21 protein-coding genes are annotated in these 23,160 nt (G+C 67.0%); 8 read left to right on the top strand and 13 right to left on the bottom strand.

Going from position 1 to position 23,160, the window contains the following annotated elements; all coding sequences use genetic code 11:
* Positions 1-4 precede the first annotated feature (4 nt).
* Both ACWIEX_RS05305 and ACWIEX_RS05300 read right to left on the bottom strand, forming a co-directional pair.
* A complete protein-coding gene (locus ACWIEX_RS05305) occupies positions 5-1,417 on the bottom strand; it encodes an FAD-binding oxidoreductase (protein WP_454032060.1) in 1,413 nt (470 codons plus the stop codon).
* 9 nt (positions 1,418-1,426) lie between these two features.
* On the bottom strand, positions 1,427-2,665 hold the full coding sequence (locus ACWIEX_RS05300; protein WP_454032059.1) for a class I SAM-dependent RNA methyltransferase: 1,239 nt from the start codon (positions 2,663-2,665) through the stop codon (positions 1,427-1,429).
* A gap of 141 nt (positions 2,666-2,806) precedes the next feature.
* Between ACWIEX_RS05300 and ACWIEX_RS05295 the strand changes: the two genes are divergently transcribed.
* Together ACWIEX_RS05295 and corA are read left to right on the top strand one after the other, a co-directional pair.
* The gene (locus ACWIEX_RS05295; protein WP_454032058.1) at positions 2,807-3,871 is read left to right on the top strand and encodes a cysteine synthase A; all 1,065 of its coding nucleotides are present in this window, start codon (positions 2,807-2,809) and stop codon (positions 3,869-3,871) included.
* A 110-nt stretch (positions 3,872-3,981) separates the two neighbouring features.
* Positions 3,982-5,040 carry a magnesium/cobalt transporter CorA gene (gene corA, locus ACWIEX_RS05290; RefSeq protein ID WP_454032057.1) on the top strand — a complete coding sequence of 353 codons (1,059 nt, stop codon included), beginning with the start codon at positions 3,982-3,984 and terminating at the stop codon, positions 5,038-5,040.
* Here the strand turns inward: corA and ACWIEX_RS05285 are convergent, their stop codons facing one another.
* From ACWIEX_RS05285 to ACWIEX_RS05270, 4 genes are all read right to left on the bottom strand, one after another.
* Positions 5,041-6,819 (bottom strand): SLC13 family permease, encoded by a 1,779-nt coding sequence (locus ACWIEX_RS05285; RefSeq protein ID WP_454032056.1) that lies wholly within the window; start codon positions 6,817-6,819, stop codon positions 5,041-5,043.
* 33 nt (positions 6,820-6,852) lie between these two features.
* On the bottom strand, positions 6,853-7,842 hold the full coding sequence (locus tag ACWIEX_RS05280) for a magnesium transporter CorA family protein (RefSeq protein WP_454032055.1): 990 nt from the start codon (positions 7,840-7,842) through the stop codon (positions 6,853-6,855).
* A 195-nt stretch (positions 7,843-8,037) separates the two neighbouring features.
* Positions 8,038-8,898, bottom strand: coding sequence for an SDR family oxidoreductase (locus tag ACWIEX_RS05275; protein ID WP_454032054.1), 861 nt, complete (start codon positions 8,896-8,898; stop codon positions 8,038-8,040).
* Positions 8,882-9,754, bottom strand: coding sequence for an SDR family NAD(P)-dependent oxidoreductase (locus ACWIEX_RS05270; RefSeq protein ID WP_454033466.1), 873 nt, complete (start codon positions 9,752-9,754; stop codon positions 8,882-8,884). The genes ACWIEX_RS05275 and ACWIEX_RS05270 overlap by 17 nt, the downstream gene beginning before the upstream one ends.
* Before the next feature lie 89 nt (positions 9,755-9,843).
* On the opposite strand from ACWIEX_RS05270, the gene ACWIEX_RS05265 reads away from it, so the two are divergent.
* Positions 9,844-10,638, top strand: coding sequence for a class I SAM-dependent methyltransferase (locus ACWIEX_RS05265; protein ID WP_454032053.1), 795 nt, complete (start codon positions 9,844-9,846; stop codon positions 10,636-10,638).
* A 17-nt stretch (positions 10,639-10,655) separates the two neighbouring features.
* Here ACWIEX_RS05265 and ACWIEX_RS05260 read toward each other — a convergent pair whose 3' ends face one another.
* Entirely contained in the window at positions 10,656-12,431 is a 1,776-nt protein-coding gene (locus ACWIEX_RS05260) for an acyl-CoA dehydrogenase (protein WP_454032052.1), read from the bottom strand.
* Between the two features lie 191 nt (positions 12,432-12,622).
* Here ACWIEX_RS05260 and ACWIEX_RS05255 point away from each other — a divergent pair, with 191 nt between their 5' ends.
* Positions 12,623-13,591: an L-threonylcarbamoyladenylate synthase gene (locus ACWIEX_RS05255; RefSeq protein WP_454032051.1), complete on the top strand. Its 969-nt coding sequence runs from the start codon at positions 12,623-12,625 to the stop codon at positions 13,589-13,591.
* An 84-nt stretch (positions 13,592-13,675) separates the two neighbouring features.
* Positions 13,676-14,575, top strand: a complete 900-nt coding sequence (locus ACWIEX_RS05250) for a LysR family transcriptional regulator (protein WP_454032050.1) — start codon at positions 13,676-13,678, stop codon at positions 14,573-14,575.
* A gap of 2 nt (positions 14,576-14,577) precedes the next feature.
* On the opposite strand, the gene acuI is transcribed toward ACWIEX_RS05250, so the two are convergent.
* Positions 14,578-15,564, bottom strand: a complete 987-nt coding sequence (gene acuI, locus ACWIEX_RS05245) for an acrylyl-CoA reductase (NADPH) (RefSeq protein ID WP_454032049.1) — start codon at positions 15,562-15,564, stop codon at positions 14,578-14,580.
* Between the two features lie 97 nt (positions 15,565-15,661).
* Positions 15,662-16,894: an MFS transporter gene (locus tag ACWIEX_RS05240; protein ID WP_454032048.1), complete on the bottom strand. Its 1,233-nt coding sequence runs from the start codon at positions 16,892-16,894 to the stop codon at positions 15,662-15,664.
* 330 nt (positions 16,895-17,224) lie between these two features.
* On the opposite strand from ACWIEX_RS05240, the gene ACWIEX_RS05235 reads away from it, so the two are divergent.
* Together ACWIEX_RS05235 and ACWIEX_RS05230 are read left to right on the top strand one after the other, a co-directional pair.
* Entirely contained in the window at positions 17,225-18,430 is a 1,206-nt protein-coding gene (locus tag ACWIEX_RS05235; RefSeq protein ID WP_454032047.1) for a cell wall hydrolase, read from the top strand.
* Positions 18,431-19,023: 593 nt separating this feature from the next.
* Complete coding sequence (locus ACWIEX_RS05230) at positions 19,024-19,617, top strand: hypothetical protein (protein WP_454032046.1); 594 nt, start codon at positions 19,024-19,026, stop codon at positions 19,615-19,617.
* A gap of 238 nt (positions 19,618-19,855) precedes the next feature.
* Here ACWIEX_RS05230 and ACWIEX_RS05225 read toward each other — a convergent pair whose 3' ends face one another.
* From ACWIEX_RS05225 to ACWIEX_RS05210, 4 genes are all read right to left on the bottom strand, one after another.
* The gene (locus ACWIEX_RS05225; RefSeq protein WP_454032045.1) at positions 19,856-20,122 is read right to left on the bottom strand and encodes a hypothetical protein; all 267 of its coding nucleotides are present in this window, start codon (positions 20,120-20,122) and stop codon (positions 19,856-19,858) included.
* Between the two features lie 8 nt (positions 20,123-20,130).
* Positions 20,131-20,400: a translation initiation factor IF-1 gene (gene infA / locus ACWIEX_RS05220; RefSeq protein WP_061964687.1), complete on the bottom strand. Its 270-nt coding sequence runs from the start codon at positions 20,398-20,400 to the stop codon at positions 20,131-20,133.
* A gap of 78 nt (positions 20,401-20,478) precedes the next feature.
* Entirely contained in the window at positions 20,479-21,972 is a 1,494-nt protein-coding gene (locus ACWIEX_RS05215) for a DEAD/DEAH box helicase (RefSeq protein ID WP_454032044.1), read from the bottom strand.
* 180 nt (positions 21,973-22,152) lie between these two features.
* On the bottom strand, positions 22,153-22,362 hold the full coding sequence (locus ACWIEX_RS05210) for a cold-shock protein (RefSeq protein ID WP_454032043.1): 210 nt from the start codon (positions 22,360-22,362) through the stop codon (positions 22,153-22,155).
* A gap of 272 nt (positions 22,363-22,634) precedes the next feature.
* Here ACWIEX_RS05210 and ACWIEX_RS05205 point away from each other — a divergent pair, with 272 nt between their 5' ends.
* Positions 22,635-23,129, top strand: coding sequence for a GFA family protein (locus ACWIEX_RS05205; RefSeq protein ID WP_454032042.1), 495 nt, complete (start codon positions 22,635-22,637; stop codon positions 23,127-23,129).
* Positions 23,130-23,160: the final 31 nt, after the last annotated feature.

Genomic DNA, 23,160 nt, shown 5'->3' with positions numbered 1-23,160 from the left:
GAACTTACTTGGCGGCGAGCACTGCGCCCGGGTTCAAAATCCCCTGCGGATCGAGCGTCTGCTTGATGGTCCGCATCAGGTCGAGCTCGACCGGGTCCTTCACGCCCGGCAGCAGGTCGCGCTTCAGGCGGCCGATGCCGTGTTCGGCCGAGATCGAGCCATGCATTTCGGCGACGATGGCGTGGACCGCCTCGTTCATCTCGCTCCAGCGCGCGAGGAAGCCAGCCTTGTCGGCGCCAATGGGCTGGCTGACGTTGAAATGGATATTGCCGTCGCCGAGATGGCCGAAAGGCACCGGCCGACAGCCCGGCACCATCGCCTCCACCGCCGCGATGGCGCGTGCGAGGAACTCGGGCGTCGCATGGATCGGCACGGAGACGTCGTGCTTGATCGAGCCGCCCTCATAGGTCTGCACCTCAGAGAGCATCTCGCGCAGCTTCCAGAAATCGGCGCGCTGGGTGAGCGAACCCGCCAGCGCCGCGTCGGTGACGATGCCCTTCTCCAGCGCTTCGCCGAGGAAAGCCTCGACATGCTCGTCGAGCCCGGAGGCTTGCTGGGCGGAGACCTCCATCAGCACATACCAGGGCGACGGCTCGGAAAGCGGGTCGCGCGTGCCGGAAGCGTGGCGCAGGACGAAATCCATGCCGATGCGCGGCATCAACTCGAAGGTGGTGAGCGTGCCGCCGGCGCCGGCCTTGGCGGCGTTCAGCAGTTCGAGCGCCGCCGACGGATCGGGAGCCGCGAGGAAGGCCGTGGCGCGCGCGGCGGGCAGCGGGAAGAGCTTCAGCACGGCGGCGGTGATGATGCCGAGCGTGCCTTCGGCGCCGATGAAGAGGTTCTTCAGGTCGTAGCCGGTATTGTCCTTGCGGAGCTGGCGCAGGCCGTTCCAGATGCGCCCGTCCGGCAGCACGACCTCAAGCCCCATGCAGAGCTCGCGGGCATTGCCATAGGCAAGCACAGCGGTGCCGCCGGCATTGGTCGAGAGGTTGCCGCCGATGGTGCAGGAGCCTTCCGACGCGAGCGAGAGCGGGAAGAGCCGGCCGGCGGCCTCCGCCGCATCCTGCGCGCGCTTCAGGGTGACGCCGGCCTCGACGATCATGGTGTCGCCATCGGTGTCGACGGCGCGGACCTTGTCGAGGCGTTGCAGCGAGAGGATGATCTCCCGGCCCTCGGAGATCGGGATCTGGCCGCCGACCAGGCCGGTATTGCCGCCCTGCGGCACCAGCACCGTGCCGGTCTCGGCCGCGAGCTTCACCAGTTCGGCGACTTCGGCGGTCGAGCCTGGGCGGACGATGCCTTGCGCCTTGCCACGGAAGAGATCGCGCCATTCCTTGAGATAGGGCACCATCGCGTCGGCATCGGTGATGACGTTCTTCGCGCCGACGATGCCGGCCATGCGATCGAGAATTGCGCTCATCCTGAAGCCCTAGCCCTTCCTGCCCCGCCGGAACACGCCGACGAGCTCGACATGAGCGGAATAGCGGAACTGGTCGACCGGCGTCACGGCCTCCAGCGCATAGCCGCCCGCAACGAGGGTTGCGGCGTCGCGCGCGAAGCTCGCCGGATCGCAGGAGACGTAGACCACGTCCTTGACCTTGGACGCCGCCAAGCGCTTGACCTGCGCCTCCGCGCCGGCCCGCGGCGGATCGAGCACGATCACGTCGAAACCGTTGAGCTCATGCTCCAGCAGCGGGCGGCGGAACAGGTCGCGCGTCTCGGTCGCGATCGGCTTCAGGCCTTGCGTCGCCCCCGCCCCCTTGGCGAGCGCCAGCATCGCCGCCTTGTCACTCTCGACGGCGAGAACCTGCATGCGCTCGGCGATGCGGAAGCTGAACGGACCGCAGCCGGCGAAGAGATCGGCGGCGCGCTTGCCCTTGGGCAGTGCCGCCATGACGAGCCCGGCCAGGACCTCCTCGCCTGCGGCCGTCGCCTGCAGGAAGCCGCCTGCCGCCGGCGCGACCAGTGCTTTGCCCATGTGCTGCAAGGGCGGGCGGCGCTCGACGACGATCTCGCCATGGTTGGAGAGCCTGGCCAGGTCGAGCCGCTCGGCAAGCTGCGTCAGAGCGAGCCTGAGCTTGTCGCCAAGCGGGCCGTGGCCGCGGATATCGATATCGAGCCCGGCCTCCGAAGCCGTGACCTGAATATCGAGCGGCTTGTTCGCGCCGCCCATGCGGTTCGCCAGCATCAAGGCGGCGGCCGGAGCGCGATCAAGCCCCGGGGCGAGCACCGGGCAGGCCTCGACGGCGATCAGGTCATGGCTGCGCGCCGCCATGAAGCCGACGACCATGGCCTCGCCCTGCCGGCGAGCATGGAAGGTGACGCGACGGCGCCCGGCGCCATGCGCGTCGACGAGGTCGCCGACCGGCGCCTCGATGCCGGCGCGGCTCAGGGCAGTGACCACCTGCTGGCGCTTCCATTCACGATAGAGGCCGGGCGCCATGTGCTGGGCCGCACAACCGCCGCAGCGGGTGAAAAGCGGGCAGATCGCGGCGATGCGCGACTCGGAGGGCGCGATGATCTCCACAAGCTGGCCGCGTTCGCCATCGACCACGGCGCGCACGGTCTCGCCCGGCAGCGTGTAGGGAATGAAGATGCTGCCGGAGCCGGCCAGGACGATGCCATCGCCCTTCTGGCCGAGGCGATCGACGGTGAGAACTTCATTCATGGCGAGCTTCGGAGAAGAAACTTCTCCCGCTTGCGGCTTGGCAACTGGCATTGTTCCGAACTCGGGGCGAAAGGCCCGCTCACTGATGACCGCTGAGAGGCTTTCGCCTATCAGGTCAGGGACGAATTGGGAAATCCGGCCATGACTATCCGCGCTAAGATTGACATGAAGGATGGCGTCATCGACGCCATCGGCAATACCCCGCTCATCAAGCTCGAACGTGCTTCGGCCGAAACAGGCTGCACCATCCTCGGCAAGGCCGAATTCATGAACCCCGGCCAGTCTGTGAAGGACCGCGCCGCGCTCGCCATCATCCGCGATGCCGAGGCGAAAGGGCAGTTGAAGCCGGGCGGCGTCATCGTCGAGGGCACCGCCGGCAATACCGGCATCGGCATCGCGCTCGTCGGCAATGCTCTGGGCTATCGCTCGGTCATCGTCATCCCGGAGACGCAGAGCCAGGAAAAGAAGGACATGCTGCGGCTGGCCGGCGCGACGCTGGTCGAGGTGCCGGCCGCGCCTTATGCCAATCCGAACAATTACGTGAAGGTCTCCGGCCGCCTTGCCGAGGAGCTGGCGAAGAGCGAGCCCAACGGCGCGATCTGGGCCAATCAGTTCGACAATGTCGCGAACCGGCAGGGCCATATCGACACGACCGGCCCGGAAATCTGGGAGCAGACCGGCGGAAAGGTCGACGGCTTCATCTGCGCAGTCGGCTCAGGGGGTACGCTCGCCGGCGTCGGCATGGCGCTGAAGGCGCGCAATCCCAAAGTGACGATCGGGCTCGCCGATCCGATGGGCGCGGCGCTCTATTCCTACTATACGGCGGGCGTGCTCAAGTCCGAGGGCTCCTCGATCACCGAGGGCATCGGCCAGGGCCGGATCACCGCCAATCTGGTCGATGCGCCGGTCGATACCGCCTTCCAGATCCCGGATGCGGAAGCCGTGCAGATCGTCTTCGACCTGCTGGAGCAGGAGGGCCTGTGCCTCGGCGGCTCGTCCGGCATCAATGTCGCCGGGGCCATCCGGCTCGCGAAGCAGATGGGACCGGGCCATACCATCGTGACGGTGCTCTGCGACTACGGCACGCGCTATCAGTCGAAGCTGTTCAACCCCGAATTTCTGCGCTCGAAGAACCTGCCGGTTCCCGGCTGGCTGGAGCGCGACGGTTCGGCGCTGAAGCAGGTCTTGGCCAACGTGATGGCCTGAGGCGTGAGCTGCCCGCCACAACGTCTCCCTTTGCCGCAAAAGTGATTTCCACGGAGATCGAACAGTTCTAGCCTGCACTCCGATGATCCAGCGATCGGCGAGGTGATCGCATGTCAGTGTCGGAAGTCCGGTTTACCTCCCCTGCCGCGCGGGCAACACCCCCTGCGGCCGTCCCGCTCGAACAGGGGCATCCGCATCAGGACGGCGTCATCGCGTCGGGCGTCTATGTGCATGGCGTGCGCGTCGCCGATATCCCGGTCACGGAAGCCGGCGAATGGGCGCGGAAGGATGACCATGTCGTCTGGATCGGCTTGCTCGAACCGGAACCTGCGCTGCTGCGCTGCGTGCAGCAGCAGTTCAACCTTCATCCGCTCGCCGTCGAGGACGCCACCAACGCGCATCAGCGACCCAAGCTCGAGCAATATGGCGACGCGCTCTTCGTCGTCGCCCGCACCGCCCAGTTGATCGACGGGCGCATCGCCTTCGGCGAGACCCATATCTTCGTCGGCCGCGGCTATATCGTCAGCGTCCGGCATGGCGCCTCGACCTCGTACAAGTCGGTCAGGCAGCATTGGGAGACCTGCCCGACCTCGCTGGCGAAGGGCGAGGATTTCATCCTCTACGCGATCCTCGATTTCATCGTCGACAACTACATGCCCGTGCTGGAAGCGATCCATGACGAGGTCGAGGAGATCGAAGACAAGGTCCTGGCCAGGCCGATGGCACGCTCCGATATCGAACGGCTTTACATGCTGCGCCGCGACCTGCTGCGCCTGCGCAATGCGGTGGCGCCGCTGGTCGATGTCTGCCAGCGCCTGATGAACGGCACCGTGCCTCAGGTCCGGCCGACGCTCGCGCCGATGTTCCGCGACGTGACCGACCATGTCCGCACCGTGCAGGAGAAGATCGACAGCCTGCGCGAGGTGCTGGCCTTCGCCTTCGAGGCGAGCCTGCTGGTCGGGCAGAGCCAGGAGAACGCGATCACCAAGCGGCTCGCCTCCTGGGCCGCCATTCTGGCGGTGCCGACGGCGGTGGCTGGCATCTACGGCATGAACTTCAAGAACATGCCGGAGCTGGAGATGTCGTATGGCTATTACGGCGTGCTGGCGCTGATCGTGACGACCTGCGTCGTGCTGCACTGGCGTTTCAAGCAGAACGGGTGGCTTTAGCTAGCGCAGCGGCCAGACCAGCAGGATCATCGGCACCGCGAGCAGGATGACCAGCAGGGAGAGCGGGGCACCAAGTCTCGCATAGTCGCTGAAACGATAGCCGCCCGGTCCCATCACCAGCGTGTTGCACTGGTGCCCGATGGGCGTGAGGAAGTCGCAGGCCGCGCCGATCGCCACCGCCATCAGGAAGGCATCGGGATTGTAGCCGAGATTCTTGGCGAAGCCCGCGCCGATCGGCGCCATGACCAGCACCGTCGCCGCATTGTTGAGGAAGGGCGTCACGGCCATCGCCGCCGCCAGGATCAGCGCGACGGATGCCCAGCCGGGCAATCCGCCGCCGATCATCGCCAGCCACGAGGCGAAGAGATCGGTGGCCCCGGTCGTCCGCAGAGAGTCGGAGACGGGGATCAGTGCCGCCAGCATCAGCAGGATCGGCGCATCGATGCTCTGATAGGCCTCGCGCAAGGGCACGCAGCGGAGCGCGATCAGCAGCACCGCCGCCGCGAAGAAGACGAGCGGCACCGGCGCGAGCCCCGCGGCCAGCGCGATGATGGCCGCCAGCACGATCGTCACGGTCAGGACCACGCGACGCGTCGAGCCCAGCGGCACCAGCCGGTCGGCGAGCGGCAGCAGGCTGAGCTCGGACAACTTCTCCGGCAGCAGCTTCTCGTCGCCCTGGATCACGACGATGTCGCCGGCCCGCAGACGGATATCGCGCAGACGCTGGCTGAAGCGCTCGCCCGAGCGGCTGATCGCGATCATGTTGACGCCGAAGCGGCTGTGCAATGCGATGTCGCCGGCCGATTGGCCGATCAGCGTCGAATCCGGGCCGATGATGGCTTCGGCAATGCGATCGGGGTCGAGCGCATCGTCCTTTTGCGTCGGGCGGTCCTTGCCTGTGAGATCGAGCCCGCCTTCGGCGACGACCCGTTCCAGCACGGCCGCGTCGCCGCGCAGCAGCAGGATGTCGCCGGCGCGCAACGAAGCATCCGGAAGGGGCGCCTGGACGCGGCGCTCGTTGCGCAGGATCGAGACGATCTCGATGGCCTCGCCGCCGATCGCCTTGAGATCCGCGACCGTCTTGCCGGCGAGCGGAGATTTCTCGCGGAGCTTGGCCTCGGTCAGATAGTCCTTGATGTCGATCGCCTGATCGAGCGAGACGGCGCCGCGACGATCGCGCGGCAGCAGGCGGTAGCCGACGCTGAGGAAGATGCAGCCCGCCAGTGCCACCACGATCCCTACGGGTGCGAAATCGAACATGCGGAAGGGCTCGCCGCCGAGTTCCTGCCGGACGCGCGCGACGATGACGTTGGGCGAGGTTCCCACCAGCGTGACGATGCCGCCGAGCAGCGAGGCGAAGGCCATCGGCATCAGGAAGACCGAGGGCGATTTCCCGCTCTTGCGCGCGAGCTGATAGGCGATCGGCAGCATCATCGCGAGCGCACCGATATTCTTGATGATCGCCGACATCACCGCGACGACGAGAACGAGCAGAGGCACCTGCAATTGTGTCGAGCTCAGGCCAGAGCCCAGCTTCGAGAACAGCCGCTCGATGATGCGCGAGCGCGCCACCGCGGCGCTGAGGACCAAAGCACTGCCGACGATGATGACGATGTCGTCGGAGAAGCCCTTGAAGGCTTCCGCGGCCGGAACCAGCCCGAGCGCGACGGCGACGAGCAGCGCCAGCATCGCGACGATGTCGTAACGCAGCCGCCCCCACAGAAACGCAGCCATCATGCCGGCGACAAGAAGGACGGAGAGAATCTGCGGCTGGGTCATCCGGTCTTCGACGTGTCGCGCACGCTTCTCATCTCACAGCCACTTCTTCCAGCGGAAGAACAGGTAGGGCAGCACTGCGAACAGGATCATCAGACCCACCGCCAGTGGATAGCCCCACTGCCACTCCAACTCCGGCATGGTCTTGAAGTTCATGCCGTAGATCGAGGCGATCAGCGTCGGTGGCATCAGCGCGACGGAGACGACCGAAAAGAGCTTGATGATCTTGTTCTGCTCGATCGAGACGAGGCCGAGCGTCGCATCCATCATGAATTGCAGCTTGTTGGACAGGAAGGCGGCATGCTCCTCGATAGCCTGCACGTCGCGCACGGCCGAGCGCCATTCGGCCGAGAAGCCGGTCTGAGCCTTCTTCGGACGCGTATAATTGGCCGAAAGGAAAAGCAGCACCCGCTCGACCGAAACCATGCTCTCGCGGACATTCGAGATGATATGCTCGTACTGGCCGATCTTCTGGATGACGATCTGATAGACGCCACCGCGCTCGACATCCTGGCCCCGCCCTGCGAAGACCCGGCGCGAGGCGATGTCGATCTTATCGCCGACGCCGCGCAGCACCTCGGCGGCGCGGTCGACGATGGCCTCGATCAGCCCATCCAGCACGGCTTCCGGCTGCTGGCCGCAGCCGCCGGGTTTGGTGGCCCGGTTGAGGAAGATGTTGAAGGCGCCGGGCTCGTCATAACGCACCGTGACCAGCGCCTTGTCGGTCAGGATGAAGGTGACGTCCGCCAGCAGCGGGACGATGGTGTCGGACTGGCAGATGACCCGCGCGGTCATGTAGCGCGCGCCGTTCTCGGTATAGATGATCTCGGACGGCTCGAGATCGTGCATTTCCTCGCGCGTCGGGATCGAGATGCCGAGATGCTTCTCGACCCGCTTGTCCTCCTCCGGCGTCGGATTGAGCAGGTCGATCCAGACGATGTCCTCAGGAAAGTCCGCGCCCGTGTTGAGCGTCCCGGGGCGGAGCTTGTCGCGCGAATCGGGGCACGTACCGTGGATCGTCAGCATGGGCGCGAATCTCGCTGCACGGTCGGGATGGAAACCGCAGGAACTCCGATATCGGGCGCGTGTCAAACCGATGACGCGTCTTCATCCTCACCGTCATTGCGAGCGCAGCGAAGCAATCCAGAGCGGCAGAGCTCTACGTCCCCCTGGGTTGCTTCGTCGCTTCGCTCCTCGCAATGACGGCAGAGTTTCCTTTCGTCACACGCCGCCCTTCACCCCCTGCGGCGGCAGGCTGTCGGCGGGCACGAAGAAATCCGGCATCAGCGGCACCGAGGGGTCGACGCGATAGGACGTGAAGTCGGTGACGCCCTCGCCGGCCATGAAGCTGTCGTCGATCAGGAAGTTGCCGGAGAACGCGCGGGACGGTTTCGAGAAGATCATATGGGCGGCGTCGGCGAGGATCTCGGGCGTGCGGCTGGCCTGCACCATCTTGTCGCCGCCGAGCAGGTTCTGGACGGCAGCCGTGGCGATGGTCGTGCGCGGCCAGAGCGCGTTGACCGCGATACCCTTGCGCGCCAGCTCGCCGGCAAGCCCCAGCACGCACAGGCTCATGCCATATTTGGCGATGGAATAGGCCAGATGCGGCGCGAACCACTGCGTCTTCATGTCGAGCGGCGGCGAAAGCATCAGGATATGCGGATTCTGCGCCTTCTCCAGATGCGGAATGGCGTATTTGGAGACCATGTAGGTGCCGCGCGTGTTGATCTGGTTCATCAGATCGTAGCGCTTCATGTCGGTCATCTCGGTATTCGTCAGCGAAATCGCGCTGGCGTTGTTCACGACGATGTCGATGCCGCCGAAGGTCTCGGCGGTCTTCGCGATCGCCTCGGCCACGCTCTGCTCGTCGCGGACATCGACCATCAGTGGCAGGCACTTGCCGCCGGCCGCCTCGATCTCGGCGGCGGAGGTGTAGATCGTGCCGGGCAGCTTCGGATGCGGCTCCGCGGTCTTGGCGGCGATGGTGACATTGGCGCCGTCCTTCGCTGCCCTGAGCGCGATGGCCAACCCGATGCCGCGCGAGCCGCCGGTGATGAAAAGCGTCTTACCCTTGAGCGACATCCCCGCCTCCCTGTTCATTGCTGATGACGTAGCGGGCCGGCTGCGAACCGTCCCGGTCGGTGAAGCCATAGGCGCGCGCGAGATCCGCGACATGGAGGATCCGGCCGGCATGGCGTGCGACCTCGGGGTCACCAGCCAATGCTGCGACGGCACGGCCCGCATAAAGCGGCGTCTCCGTGGTCTCGGCGCCGAGGCCCGCATCACGGACGCGTTCGGTCAGGACATGGCCCGGCGACAGGCCAAGAGCGGTGACACCGAAGGGCCTCAGCTCTTCGGCCATCGCGAAGCTCAGGCGGTTCGTCGCCGCCTTGGCGAGGTCGTAGAAGACGTCGCCGAGATAGCCCCCGGCCATATCGAAGCTCAGCGTGACGATCAGGCCCGCGCGCGCCTGCACCATCGCCGGCGCCACCGCTCGCGCCAGCAACAACTGGGCATAGACGCCGCTTTCGAAGCTCTCGCCCAGCCTTGCCGCCGGCCGGCGCCAGAACGGCGTGCCGAAGCCGGAGCCGTCCGGATAGCGCTCGCCGTCATAGCCTTCATTGCCGCCCCAGACCGCATCGACGACGCAGTCGAGCCGGCCGAAACGGCGCAGGGACCAGGCGACGAGCCCGTCGACCTCGCGCTCACTGGTGTGATCGCAGCGATACGGATAGCCCTTGCCGCCGGCCGCCTCGACTTCGCGGGCGGCATCCTCGAAGGTTTCCAGGCGCTGGTCGGTGCGGGGACCCGCCTCGCTGGAGCGGCCGGTGACGATGACGGTTGCGCCGGCATCGCCCAGCGCCCTGGCGATGCCGCGCCCGAGCCCGCGCGAGGCGCCGGCGACGAGGCAGATGCGGCCGGAGAGCGATGGTTGCATGGCGGTCATGGGCATTCCCGGCGAATCGCCGCTGGCCAGGACCGGCCGGCTGCTCTATAGCCCCGCTCCCCTCGCAACGGAGCAGCACCATGGACAGCACCGATGTCGCCGCTTGCTGGGAGGCCAATGCCGAGACATGGACCCGGCATGCGCGGGCGGGCTACGACCTTTATCGCGACGCGCTGAACACGCCGGTCTTCCTGGCGAACCTGCCTGACATCGCAGGGCTGGACGGGCTCGATATCGGCTGCGGCGAAGGCTCGAACACGCGCAAGCTTGCGCAGGCCGGCGGGCGCATGACCGCCGTCGACATCGCGCCGACCTTCATCCGCCATGCGCAGGAGGCCGAAGCCGCGAAGCCGCTCGGCATCGACTACCGCTTCGGAGACGGCACCGCACTGCCCTTCCCGGATGCTCAGTTCGACTTCGCCACGGCGTTCATGTCGCTGATGGACATGCCCGCTCAGGACAAGGCGCTGGCGGAAGCGGCGCGTGTGCTCAAGCCCGGCGGGTTTTTGCAGTTCTCTATTCTCCACCCCTGCTTCGCGCCGCCCTATCGCAAGGTGTTGCGCGACGATGCCGGCCAAATCCGCGCGATCGAGGTCGGCCGCTATTTCGATGGCGTCGACGGGGAAATCGAGACCTGGCGCTTCGGCGCCGCCCCGGTCGAGGTCAAGGCCAGTGTCGAGCCGTTTCGCGTGCCGCGCTTCCATCGCACGTTGAGCCAATGGGTGGCGATGATCGTCGCGGCCGGGCTCACGATCGAGCACATGGCCGAGCCGCATGTCGATGCGCAAACGGCGAAGGCCATCCCTTATCTCGCCGACACGCATATCGCCCCGCTGTTCCTGCATGTCCGCGCCCGCAAGGGCGCGGCCGCCTGAACGGGACGCGGCTGGGCTCATGCGGCGAAGACCGCGGTAGCGTCGGCGATGGCGCCGGCACCCTCCGTGACGGTGAGTTCGAGCGCCGGAGCCTCGGTCACGATGCATTCGGCATAGAAGCGGGCGGTGGCGAGATCGGCAGTGCCGTCGGCTTCCGAACGAGTGGCGAGCGCCTTCTTGGCGAGGCCTGTGCCGCCCTGTGCCAGCGCGAAGAGCTTGAGATAAGGCGTAGCGCCAGCCAGAGCTTCCGCCGGCCGGCTGCCGAGCGCGCCGAGCATCCATTCCGTCGCGCGCTCGAGCGCGTCGACAGCTGCGCCAAGCCGGGCCGCAGCATGGCCGAAGCCCGGATTGTTGGCCCGCTCGACCTCGGCAACGATGCCGCGCATCTCGTTGATCAGAGCATGCACCGCATCGCCCTGCGACAGCGACAGCTTGCGGGTGACGAGATCGATCGCCTGGATGCCGTTGGTGCCCTCGTAAATCGCGGCGATGCGGGCGTCGCGCAGATGCTGGGCAGCACCGGTTTCCTCGACGAAGCCCATGCCGCCATGGACCTGTACGCCGGTCGAGGCGACGTCGATGCCGATATCGGTGGCATAGGCCTTGGCGATCGGCGTCAGGATCGCGGCGCGCTCGGACGCCGCCTTGCGCTTGTCCTCGTCGGTCTCGCGATGCGAACGGTCGAGCGCCTCCGCGACCTGATAGGAGATGGCGCGGGCGCCTTGCGTCTTGGCGCGCATGTCCATCAGCATGCGGCGCACGTCGGGATGGACGATGATCGGGCTCATCGGCGCACCCTTGGGCGCATCGAGCGCCGCGCCCTGCTTGCGCTCATGGGCGAAGGCGAGCGCCTGCTGATAGGCACGCTCGGCAATGGCGACGCCCTGCAGCGCTACGTTGAGGCGGGCGTTGTTCATCATCGTGAACATGCAGGCGAGGCCACGGTTCTCCTCGCCGATCAGCCAGCCGATGGCGCCGGTATTGTCACCGAAGGCCATCGAGCAGGTCGGCGAGGCGTGGATGCCGAGCTTGTGCTCGATGCCGGAGCAGCGCAGGTCGTTATGGGCACCGAGCGAGCCGTCGGCATTGACCAGGAATTTCGGCACGAGGAAGAGCGAGATGCCGCGCGTGCCGGGAGGGGCGTCGGGCAGGCGCGCCAGCACGAGATGGACGATGTTCCCGGTCAGGTCGTGCTCGCCATAGGTGATGAAGATCTTCTGGCCGGTGATGCGATAGGTGCCGTCACCGACGCGCTCGGCCTTGCTGCGGAGCGCGTTGAGGTCGGAGCCCGCCTGCGGCTCGGTCAGGTTCATCGTTCCCATCCACTCGCCGGAGACGAGCTTGGCGAGATAGGTCTCCTTGAGATGGTCCGAGCCATGGGCATGGATCGCCTCGATGGCACCGACGGTCAGCAGCGGGCCGAGCGCGAAGGCGAAGGCGGCCGAATTCCACATCTCGATGCAGGCCGATTGCAGCAGCGTCGGCAGGCCCTGCCCACCATAGGTTTCCGGCGCCGGCAGCGCGTTCCAGCCGGCCTCAGCCCAGGCCTTGTAGGCTTCCTTCCAGCCCGGCGGAGTGGTGACGGCGCCATCCTTCAGTTTCGAGCCATGGGTATCGCCGATGCGGTTCAGCGGCGCGATCACGTCGGCGGCGAACCTGGCCGCCTCCTCCAGCACGGCCTCAGCGACCCCGCCTTCGAGCTCCGGTGCCAGTCCGTCAGTGATCAGTCGATCGAGGCCCGCGACATGGCGCATGGTCGAGAGCATGTCCGAAACCGGGGCGCGATAGCTCATCTCTCTCTCTCTCCTCAAGGCCGGCATGAGCCCGCGAGGGCAGCCGCAACCTGCATTTGCCATTGCCGCGATGGTAGCGAGGAACTATCGCCTAAGCCACGCGCAAGCGAGCGCGACCTTCGTTCGAAGGCATGCTCGCCGATTAGTTTATATATAAACTATCTTCGGTCAATCTCGTCGTGAACCATCAGATGCTCGCCTCCCGCCTGACCAAACTGCTCGCCGCCGATGCCTCCGGCATCGCCGAGGCAGCAGCGCTGCTGCAGGCGGGCGGGCTCGTGGCGCTGCCGACGGAAACCGTCTACGGGCTTGCGGCCGACGCGACCTCCGGCACCGCCGTCGCCGGCATCTACGCCGCCAAGGAGCGGCCGAGCTTCAACCCGCTGATCTCGCATCTGCCCGATCTCAACGCAGCGCGCCGGCAGGGCCTGTTCGATGCGAACGCGCTCGCGCTGGCGCAAGTCTTCTGGCCGGGCCCGCTGACGCTGGTCGTCCCGGCCTCCGCCGGCTGCACGGTGAGCGATCTGGCGCGGGCGGGCTTGCCCTCCGTGGCGCTGCGTGTCCCGGCCCATCCGGTCGCGCATGCCGTCCTCGCGGCGGCCGGGCGGCCGATCGCGGCGCCCTCCGCCAACCGCTCGGGCCGGATCAGCGCGACCAGTGCAGCCCATGCGATGGCCGACCTACAGGGCCGCATCGACGCGGTGCTCGACGCCGGCCCGACCGAGGTCGGCGTCGAATCGACCATCGTCGCCTGTCTCGACGGCGCACCGCGCCTGCTGAGGCCGGGCGGTGTTCCGCGCGAGGCGATCGAGCATGTGATCGGCCGGCCGCTCGTCATCGCGGGCGATGCCGGCCATGCGCCGATCTCGCCCGGCATGCTTGCCTCGCATTATGCGCCGGCGGCGCGCATGAGGCTCGACGCCGACGCCCCCGATGGCGGCGAGGCCTGGCTCGGCTTCGGCCCCGAGGACCAAGAACATCCAGCCTCGCTCAATCTTAGCCCGACCGGCGACCTGCGCGAGGCGGCTGCGCATCTGTTCGGCTACATGCGCCGGCTCGACGAAATGGGGCGCAAGACCATCGCGGTCGCCCGTATTCCCGAGCATGGGCTCGGCGAGGCGATCAACGACCGGCTGCGGCGGGCGGCTGCGCCACGCTGAGCCCTGCTCTCCGGGATTTGAATTCCTCCAGCTTGCAACGATGCAAGATATCGGCTTGCGTGCCGGCAGGAGGGCGCGTTGCCGATGAATGCCAAGCTTGCCTGGGACGATTTCCGGCTGATCAAGGCGATTGCCGATCATGACGGGCTGACCGGAGCGGCGGCGGCGCTCTCGGTCAATCATTCCACCGTATTCCGGCGGCTCGGCCAGATCGAGGAGTTCGTCGGCCTGCCGCTCTTCGAGCGGCGCAAGACCGGCTATGTCGCGACTGTCGCCGGGGCCGAGATGGCGGCGCTGGCGAGCCGCATGGACGAGGATGTCACCGCCTTCGCACGGCGCCTCGCCGGGCGGGACGTCGCTCCATCCGGCGAATTGCGGATCACCACGACCGATACGCTCTACCAGAACGTGCTGCTGCCGATATTCGCAGGCTTCCGCCGGGCGCACCCGCTGATCCGGCTCGATGTCGTGATCGGCAACCAGGCGCTCAACCTGTCGAAGCGCGACGCCGATATCGCGATCCGCGCCAGCGACACGCCCGGCGAGACGCTGGTCGGCCGGCGCATCGCCACCATCGCCTGGGCGATCTATGGCCGCGCCGAGGACGGGATTACCGCCGAGGAGGAAGCGAGCCCGGCGCTGCTCTACCAGCGCGACTGGGTCGCGCTCGGCGACCAGCTTTCGCATGTGAAGGCGGCCCGCTTCGTGCGCGAGCATGTCGCGCCGGAACGGATCGCGCTGAAGAGCTCGGCCGTTCTCGGCATCGCGGAGGCGGTGGCGCAGGGCCTCGGCATCGGGCCGCTGCCTTGTTTCATCGCCGATCAGCGGCCTGACCTGATAAGGCTGCTGCCGCCCAATCCGGATTTCGCCACCGGCTTATGGGTGCTGACCCATCCCGATATCCGCCATGTGCCGCGCGTGCGCGCCTTCATGGATTTCTGCAGCAACGAGCTCGCACGGCAGCGCGCGCTGTTCGAGGGATAGCCTCAGCCGATCTCGACGACGACGCGACCCTTGACCTTGCCTTCGACGATCGCCTTGCCGGTCTCGATCACGGCGTCCAGCGGAACCGTCGTGGTGATCAGAGCAAGCTTGTCGCGGTCGAGATCGGTTGCGAGGCGCGCCCACGCTTCGATCCGGCGGGGCTTCGGGCACATCACCGAATCGACGCCGAGCAAGGCGACGCCGCGCAGGATGAAAGGCGCGACCGATGCCGGCAGGTCCATGCCCTGGGCGAGGCCGCAGGCGGCGATGGCGCCGCCATATTTCGTCATCGAGAGCAGGTTCGCGAGAGTATGCGAACCGACGGCATCGACACCGGCAATCCAGCGCTCCTTGCCAAGCGGACGGCCCGGCGCGGACAGCTCGTTGCGGTCGATGATCTCGGCGGCGCCGAGGCTCTTCAGGTAATCGGCTTCCTCGGCCCGCCCGGTCGAGGCGATGACATGCCAGCCGGCCTGGGCCAGCAGCGCGATCGCGACCGACCCGACACCGCCAGCCGCGCCGGTGACGACGACCGGACCGTCGGAGGGCTTGAGACCGTGCCTCTCGAGTGCGAGCACGCAGAGCATCGCGGTATAGCCGGCCGTGCCGATCGCCATCGCCTCGGCCGGGGTCAAGCCCGCCGGCAACGGCACCAGCCAGTCGCCCTTGACGCGGCTCTTCTGGGCGTAGGCTCCGAGATGGGTCTCGCCGGTGCCCCAGCCGTTGAGCACGACGAGGTCACCCGGCTTGAAATCGGGATGGTCGGAGGTCTCGACCCGGCCGGCGAAATCGATGCCGGGGATCATCGGCCAGCGGCGCACCACCGGCGCCTTGCCGGTGAGGGCGAGGCCGTCCTTGTAGTTCACCGTCGAATGCGTGACGCGGACGGTGACGTCGCCCTCCATCAGGTCGCTTTCGGCGAAATCGGTGAAGGCGAGATTGGTCCCCGTCTCGCCCTTGGTCGCCACGAGAGCCTTGAACGTCGTCATCACCATCTCCGAAATGCACAAACACGAAGGCCGACAAGGTTGCAGCGGCGTGGCGCCACCGCAACCCCATCGGCCGTGTGTAGGTCCGTCTTCCCGATCAGGCCGGCTGCGCCTCCGGCCTGTTCACCGGCTTCTCGACGATCGGCAGGTTGATCAGGGCCGAGGCGACGCCGAGCGCGACCGAAAGCCACCAGACGAACTGATAGTTGCCCATCGATTCGTAGAGCACGCCGCCGAGCCAGACGCCGAGGAACCCGCCGACCTGATGCGAGAAGAAGGCGAAGCCGTAGAGCATCGCCATGTATTTGGTTCCGAACATCAGCATGACCAGCGAAGAGGTCGGCGGCACGGTCGAGAGCCAGAACAGGCCGATCACGATGCCGAAGGTGATAGCCGTCGTCGGGCTGGGCGGCAGCAGGATGAAGGCGGCGATCGCCACAGCCCGGCCGAGATAGATCCAGGCGAGGAGATGGCGCTTCGGCATCCGCGTCGAGAGCCAGCCCGAGGAGAGCGAGCCGACCGCATTGGCGAGGCCGATGACCGCAAGCGTCCAGCCGCCGACCCAGGCCGGCAGGCCGGCATCCTTGAGATAGGCCGGCATGTGCACGGTGATGAAGGCAAGCTGGAAGCCGCAGGTGAAGAAGCCGAGCACGAGCAGCACGTAGCTGCGATGCTTGAAAGCCTCGCCCAGCGCCTGAACGATGGTCTGGTTGGGCAGATTGGCCGCGGCGGCGCCGGCAGCAGCGCCGGTCTTGCGCGTTGCCATCACGATCGAGATCGGCAGGATCGGCAGCAGCGTGAAGGCGAAGACGACGAGCGCCTGCTGCCAGCCCAGCGTGTCGATCAGGATGTTGCCGATCGGCGGGAACAGGAACTGGCCGAAGGAGCCAGCGGCCGTGCCGGCGCCGAAGGCCATCGGCCGCCACTGTTCCGGCAGGAGCTTGCCGAAGGCGGCAAGCACGAGGTTGAACGAGCAGGCGGAGAGGCCGAAGCCGATCAGGACGCCGGCGCCGAGATGAAGCTGCAGCGGCGTCGTCGCATAGGCCATCATGACGAGGCCGCCGGCATAGAGCAGCGCGCCAACGCAGAGCACGCGCACCGTGCCGTAACGGTCCGCGATCGCACCGGCAAACGGGGCGCCGAGGCCCCAGAGCAGGTTCTGGATCGCCAGTGCCAGGCTGAACGTATCGCGACCCCAGTTGAACTGGACCGTCATCGGAATCTGGAACAGGCCGGCGCTGGCCCGTGGGCCGAAGGTGATCAGGGCGATCAGGCAGCCGGCAGCAACGATGATCTCCGGAGCATAGCTGCGCGCTGGAGTGGACGTCATGGCTATCTCCGAGGCATCGAATGTGTGGCTACACGTTAGCGCCCTGCCCGCATGGCAACCAGCGCGATTTCGTGAAATCTCGCATCACGGCGACAGATGAAAGGCAAGAGGCGCAGGCGCCGTTAACCGGCGCTCAACCTTACCGAGGCGATAACGGAATCCAACGAAGGCGCGCGGGTTCGGCTGCGCTTTTCGTTCCGTGCGATCGGGACGGGTTTTGTCGCTTTGAGTCATTGGCGTGTCCACAGGCATGGGCGGAATGCGCGCCCCCTCGGCATCAGATGGGCCGCGAGCACCGTCGCGCCCTGGGCCCTGTCCGTCGGCATGCTCGTGTCCTTCACCGCCTCCGCCGGCCAGAATTTCGGGCCGAACGGCATGCCGTCGAGTGCCATTGCCCGGGTCGCGCCCGGCCCCGTCTCGGAACTGGCCGAGGGTCCGTCCATGCTGGTTGCCGCCAGCGCGTTCCGGCTGCCCGGTCTCGCCCTGACCTCGGCCGTGACGCAGGCGAAACTCTCCTTCGAAGATCCGGAGCGCCGCATCGTCGTCGACCCGCGCGCGCCGCGCGAGGACATGAAGCGCTCCGCCGCGGCGACCTTCCCGGAGGTCGACCGCACGGCCAAGGGCGACATGCTGCCGAGCCTGCGGCCGGGCCTCACCGAACATCCTTCCGTCGAGCTGCAGCGCGTGGTCTTCGGCGAGACCGAGCCGAAGCTGATCTCGGGCGGATTCTCGATCGACGCGATGCGCGCGGCCGAAGCGATCGACGGGCCGCAGATCGGCTTCGAGCTCGATGCCAATGACGAGGGATTGACCGACCCGGCCCTGTCGGATTCGTCGCCGGTATCGCCATTGAAGCCGAAGATCCATTCGGCGCGGCAGGCCGAGCTGCATCTGGAAAGCATCGACGGTTCCTCGCCCCTGGTGCCCGCGGCAAGCCAGGCCTCGTCGTCGACGCCGCTCGTCGGCTCGGTCATGGGCACGCTCACGCCGCCGGCCCTGCCCGCTCATTCCGCGCCCCAGCAGCAGCGCGCACGCATCGCGCTCGCCTCGGCGCCGGCCAATCGCGACCTGCGCCTGGCCGAGCCCGGCGTGAAGCAGGACTACACCAAGCTGATCGCGCCGGAGAGCATGGCGAAGGAGCAGCGCTGCCTCGCGGAAGCCGTCTATTTCGAGGCCCGCTCCGAATCCCTGCAGGGCCAGGCAGCCGTGGCGCAGGTCGTGCTGAACCGGGTCAAGAGCGGGCTCTATCCGAGCAGCGTCTGCGGCGTGGTCTACCAGAACAGCAACCGCTACCTCGCCTGCCAGTTCACCTTCACCTGCGAGGGCAAGTCGCTGCGCATCACCGAGCCCGCCTCCTGGCGCGATGCGGTCAGGATCGCGCGCGAGGTCTATGACGGCACGACCTACCTGCCGGATGTCGGGGCCTCGACCCACTACCACGCGAATTACGTGCGTCCCTACTGGGCGAAGAAGCTCAAGAAGATGGACACGATCGGCCAGCACGTCTTCTACCAGCTGCGGCCGGGGCAGACCTGATCGCCCCGAACGGCCGCTCCCAGCCATTAGCACGCCCGGACCATCGCCTTCCCTGAAATGCACGGCAGGCGATGAGCTATCCGAACAGGAAGTGCCAGACGCCGTAACCGACGACACCGATCCAGCCGAGCGTCACGACCGCAGTCAGGCACAGGCAGAGCGCGACGAACGCGTTGTCCTTGAGATCGTCCATGTGACCTTCCGGCAAAAGCGACGCGGCGACGTTTTCCCTCAACGGGCCAGCCCGGCAGGCTGCGGCATGCGTTCGGGCCATGCCTTTGCGGTGTCATAGCGAGACGATCACGGGCCCGGCATCCTTCGTTCGAAGGGCACGGGATCGAGCAGGCCGCGGGCGGTTTGGATCGCCGCCGTTAATGCCATGAGCGCTCCCAGCCGCCCCGCGCACCGCCCTCAAAACTCCTAAAAATCGAACGTTTACCTTTACTTGGACGCAATCTGCATGAATGCGCGCGCCGCGCCGAACTGGTTAATTTTACCTTGTTTTAGCGTTTACCTTGCGTTCATCACTTCGAGCGGGCTTCCTGTCCTCAACGAACGGCGCTCGGCGCCGGAACCGACAGGTCAGGTCCAACATGGTGCGCTCGCTTTCCTCAGGGTTCATCGCCGCTTCCAGCCTCGCGACGGCGCTTCTGCTCGGCACATCAGTCGCCCAGGCCGGCGGCGGCTGCCGCGGCTCCGCCTGCTACAACCTGGTTACCGCGCCGCCGGTCTATGGCTCGATCGACGAGACCTACCAGGTTCGCCCGGCACAGGTGCAGCGCCGCGTCGTCCCGGCCGAATACGAGACCGTGACCGACAATGTGATGATCGCTCCCGAGCGCCGCATCCCGCATCACCGTGCCGCCGTCTATGAGACCGTGACGGAGAAGGTGCTGATCTCGGCTGCCGGCCGCCGCTGGGAAGTGACCCGCGACGCCTGGGGCAACACGGTCGGCTGCTGGGTCGATGTACCCGCCCGCTACGGCTATCAGAGCCGCCGCGTCGAGGTATCGCCGGCCACCATCGATTACGAGACGGTCCCCGCCGTCTACACGCAGCGGCAGCGCCAGGTGATGGTGCGCCCGACCCAGGTCGTGCGGGAAGAAATCCCCGCCGTCTACGAGACGCGGCAGCGCCAGGTGATGGTCAGCCCCGGCTCGCAGTATTGGTCCCGCTCCCGCTACTGAGCGGATCGGGACAGAGTTTCACGCAGACCCTTTTTTACCACGGAACGACCACTTTCACCCCGGCCCTCGCGCCGGGGTTTTTTCTTGGGCGGTCTTCCCGTCACGCGTCGTTATTCCGGACAAGCCGCGGCAGCGGCGCATATCCGGAATCCATCGGAGGGCCAGGCGCTCTACGATGGATTCCGGATCTGCGCTTGCGCTTGCCCGGAATGACGTATGGTGGGTTGAGTATGCCCGCTCAGGCGAACTTGCCGCCCAGCAGGACGACGCAGACGCCGACGACGAAGGCGAGGAAGCGGGCGGGCATGCCGACCAGCGTTCCGGGCGAACGGCCCGTCGCATAGCCGGCGAGCAACTCGACGAAGCCCAGCCCGAGCAGCACGATGGCGAAGGGCGGCAGGGCTCCGTCGGGTGCAATGAAGCCGGCCTTGACCCCATAGGCGACCACGGCGCCGAGGACGGCGCCCAGCGCGACGAACAACAGCTCGGTTCGCGACGGGCGCATCGCTATTGTCAGCGCCGGCGGAAGTTCTGGCGCGGCGGGCCGCCCGGAGCCGGACCAGCCGTCTTCTGGCGGAAGTTGATGCGGCCGCGATCGAGGTCGTAAGGCGACATCTCGACGATGACGCGGTCACCCGCGATGGTGCGGATGCGGTTCTTCTTCATCTTGCCGGCTGCGTAGGCCAGGATGATGTGCTCGTTATCGAGCTTCACCCGGTAGTTGCCGTCCGGAAGCACCTCGACCACGGTGCCGTCGAATTCAAGCAGTTCTTCTTTCGCCATCTGTCGTCCTTCGTGAGCCCTAGGGCGCGTGGGCGAGCCGTCGTCGAAGAGGCTCGCCCGGTTCTGGCCGATCGCGCGTCAGCGCGCGCGCCGCCGGGCGCCGTTGGTGCGTGGTTGCTGTGTTCTTTGCTGCAAGAACGCGACGCCGCCAAGCCCTTCTTTTGCGGAAACGCCGTCTTTTCGCTGTGCCGCCTGCTCAGGGCGCGGGGCATGCTCGGGATGGCGCGGGCGTTCGTGACGCTCCTGGCGCTGGCCGCCATTGGCCGGCTGGGCGCGCTGGCCGCCCTCACCGGGCTTGCCGCCACGGGACTGCTGCTGGCCCTGCGGACGAGCCTGCTGCTGGCCTTGCGGGCGGCCTTGTCCGCGCCCGCCGCCGTTCTGCTGCTGGCCGCGCCCGCCGCCGCGCTGGTTCTGCGGCGGCTTCTTCGGCGTACGGCCATCCCAATAGGGAACGGCGCCGATCGGCGTGATCGCGACCTTGGTCAGCTTTTCGATCGCAGCGAGATCGCCGCGCTCTTCCGGCGTGCAGAAGGCGATGGCGATGCCCGCCGCGCCGGCACGCGCCGTGCGGCCGATGCGGTGGACATAAGTCTCCGACACGTTCGGCAGGTCGAAATTCACGACATGGCTGATGCCGTCGACATCGATGCCGCGGGCGGCGATGTCGGTGGCGACCAGGATGCGGAGCGAACCGTCGCGGAAGGCGCCGAGCGCCCGCTCGCGCTGGCTCTGGCTCTTGTTGCCGTGGATCGCGGCCGCCTCGATGCCAGACGTGCCGAGCTGGCGCACGACCTTGTCGGCGCCATGCTTGGTGCGGGTGAAGACGATGGCGCGCTCGAGCTCGGGCACATTCAACGTCCGCGCCAGCAGCGCCGGCTTGTCGTGGGCTTCCGTGAAGATGACGCGCTGGTCGATCTTCTCGGCAGTGGTCGCCACCGGCGCCACCGCGATCTCGACCGGATCGGTGAGGTAGGCGGAGGCGATCTCGCGGATCGGCTTCGGCATGGTCGCCGAGAAGAGCAGCGTGTGGCGCTCCTTCGGGATCAGGGTCGCGATACGGCGCAGCGCGTGGATGAAGCCGAGATCGAGCATCTGGTCGGCCTCGTCGAGGACGAGGAACTCGATCTCGCGCAGCGAGACGGCGCGCTGGTCGACGAGGTCGAGCAGGCGGCCGGGCGTGGCGACGAGGATGTCGACCCGATCGCCGAGCGCACGGATCTGCTTGCCGACAGGCACGCCGCCAAAGATCACCGTCGATCGCAGCGTGGTGAACTGGCCGTAGGTACGGATGCTCGCCTCGATCTGGGCGGCGAGTTCGCGCGTCGGCGACAGGATGAGCGCCCGCACGGCGCGAGCCGGCATCTGGCGCGGCTTGCCGAGCAGCCGATGCAGCATCGGCAGCGAGAAGGCAGCGGTCTTGCCGGTGCCGGTCTGGGCGGCGCCGAGCAGGTCGCGGCCCTGGAGAATGTGGGGAATGGCCTGCGCCTGGATCGGCGTGGGCGTCTCATAACCTTCGGCTGCGAGCGCCTTGAGAAGGGGCTCGGCAAGGCCGAGATCGGTAAACTTGGTCAAGAAAGGGCTTTCTGGGCGCCGTGATCGCGGGGGGCGCATGTGGAATCGGCTGCGCCGCAGGCCCGCATCCGGCCTGAATTCAAGATAGTCGGACCTGCCGGCGAACCGCTAGCCACAGCGCCGGCAGGCTTGTCGTGGACCGGGATGGCTCAAGGCCCGCCCGGTCGATCAGGTATCGGCTCAGGCGACGGCGAGGTTGCCGGCCGAGGTCTTGCCGGTCTTGCGATCGGCAACGAGTTCGTAGGAGACGACCTGGCCGTCATGCAGCTCGCGCAGGCCGGCGCGCTCGACGGCGCTGATGTGGACGAACACGTCCTGGCCGCCGTTCTCAGGGGTGATGAAGCCGTAGCCCTTGGTGGCGTTGAACCACTTCACGGTGCCTTTTTCCATGGCATAGAATCCTTGCGTTTCAGATCCGCGTATCGTTGCGACCCAGAGCTCGACGCGCGGACGCCTTGCAATGGTATTGTAGCGATGTGTGGTGGATCTGAATCGTGCCCGCCGACCGGATTGCCCGCGCGGAGGATTGGCCAGAACCCGGCCGCATCTCGTCATACATCGGCATGGCTAGCACGAAATGCAAGAACCGTCCAGCAAGGGGGCCATCGCCGCTTGGAACCGAGCCGGCAAGCAGATGGTTGGCAGGAAAAGGAGGCCACACCATGCCGATCACGCTCAAGGGCTCCTGCCGCTGCGGAGCCGTGCATTTTTCGGTCGAAAGCCATGCCCCGGTCCCCTACCAGCTCTGCTACTGCTCGATCTGCCGCAAGACGGCGGGCGGCGGCGGCTTCGCGATCAACCTCTCGGCCGACGCCGCGACGCTGAAGCTCGAAGGCGAGGACAAGATCGGCAGCTTCAGCGCGGAGATCGAGCGCGATGACGGGACTTGCGAGCGCTCGCAGGCGCAGCGCCGCTTCTGCACCACCTGCGGCACCGCTCTCTGGCTGTTCGACCCGCGCTGGCCGGAGCTGCTCCACCCCTTCGCTTCCGCAATCGACAGCCATCTGCCGCGCGCGCCCGAAAAGACCCATCTGATGCTGCGCTTCAAGGCCGGCTGGGTCGAGCCGGCGATCGGGCCGAACGACCAGAGCTTCGACGAATATCCCGAGGAATCGATCGAGGATTGGCACCGCAAACGCGGCCTGTGGGTCGATTGATCCTACGGCCCGCGGGGGTAGCTTGCCACGG

This window comes from Allobosea sp. NPDC055353 (genome assembly GCF_053644975.1).
The sequence above is the reverse complement of the archived record's forward strand: the minus strand, read 5'-3'. Positions and strand labels throughout refer to the sequence as shown.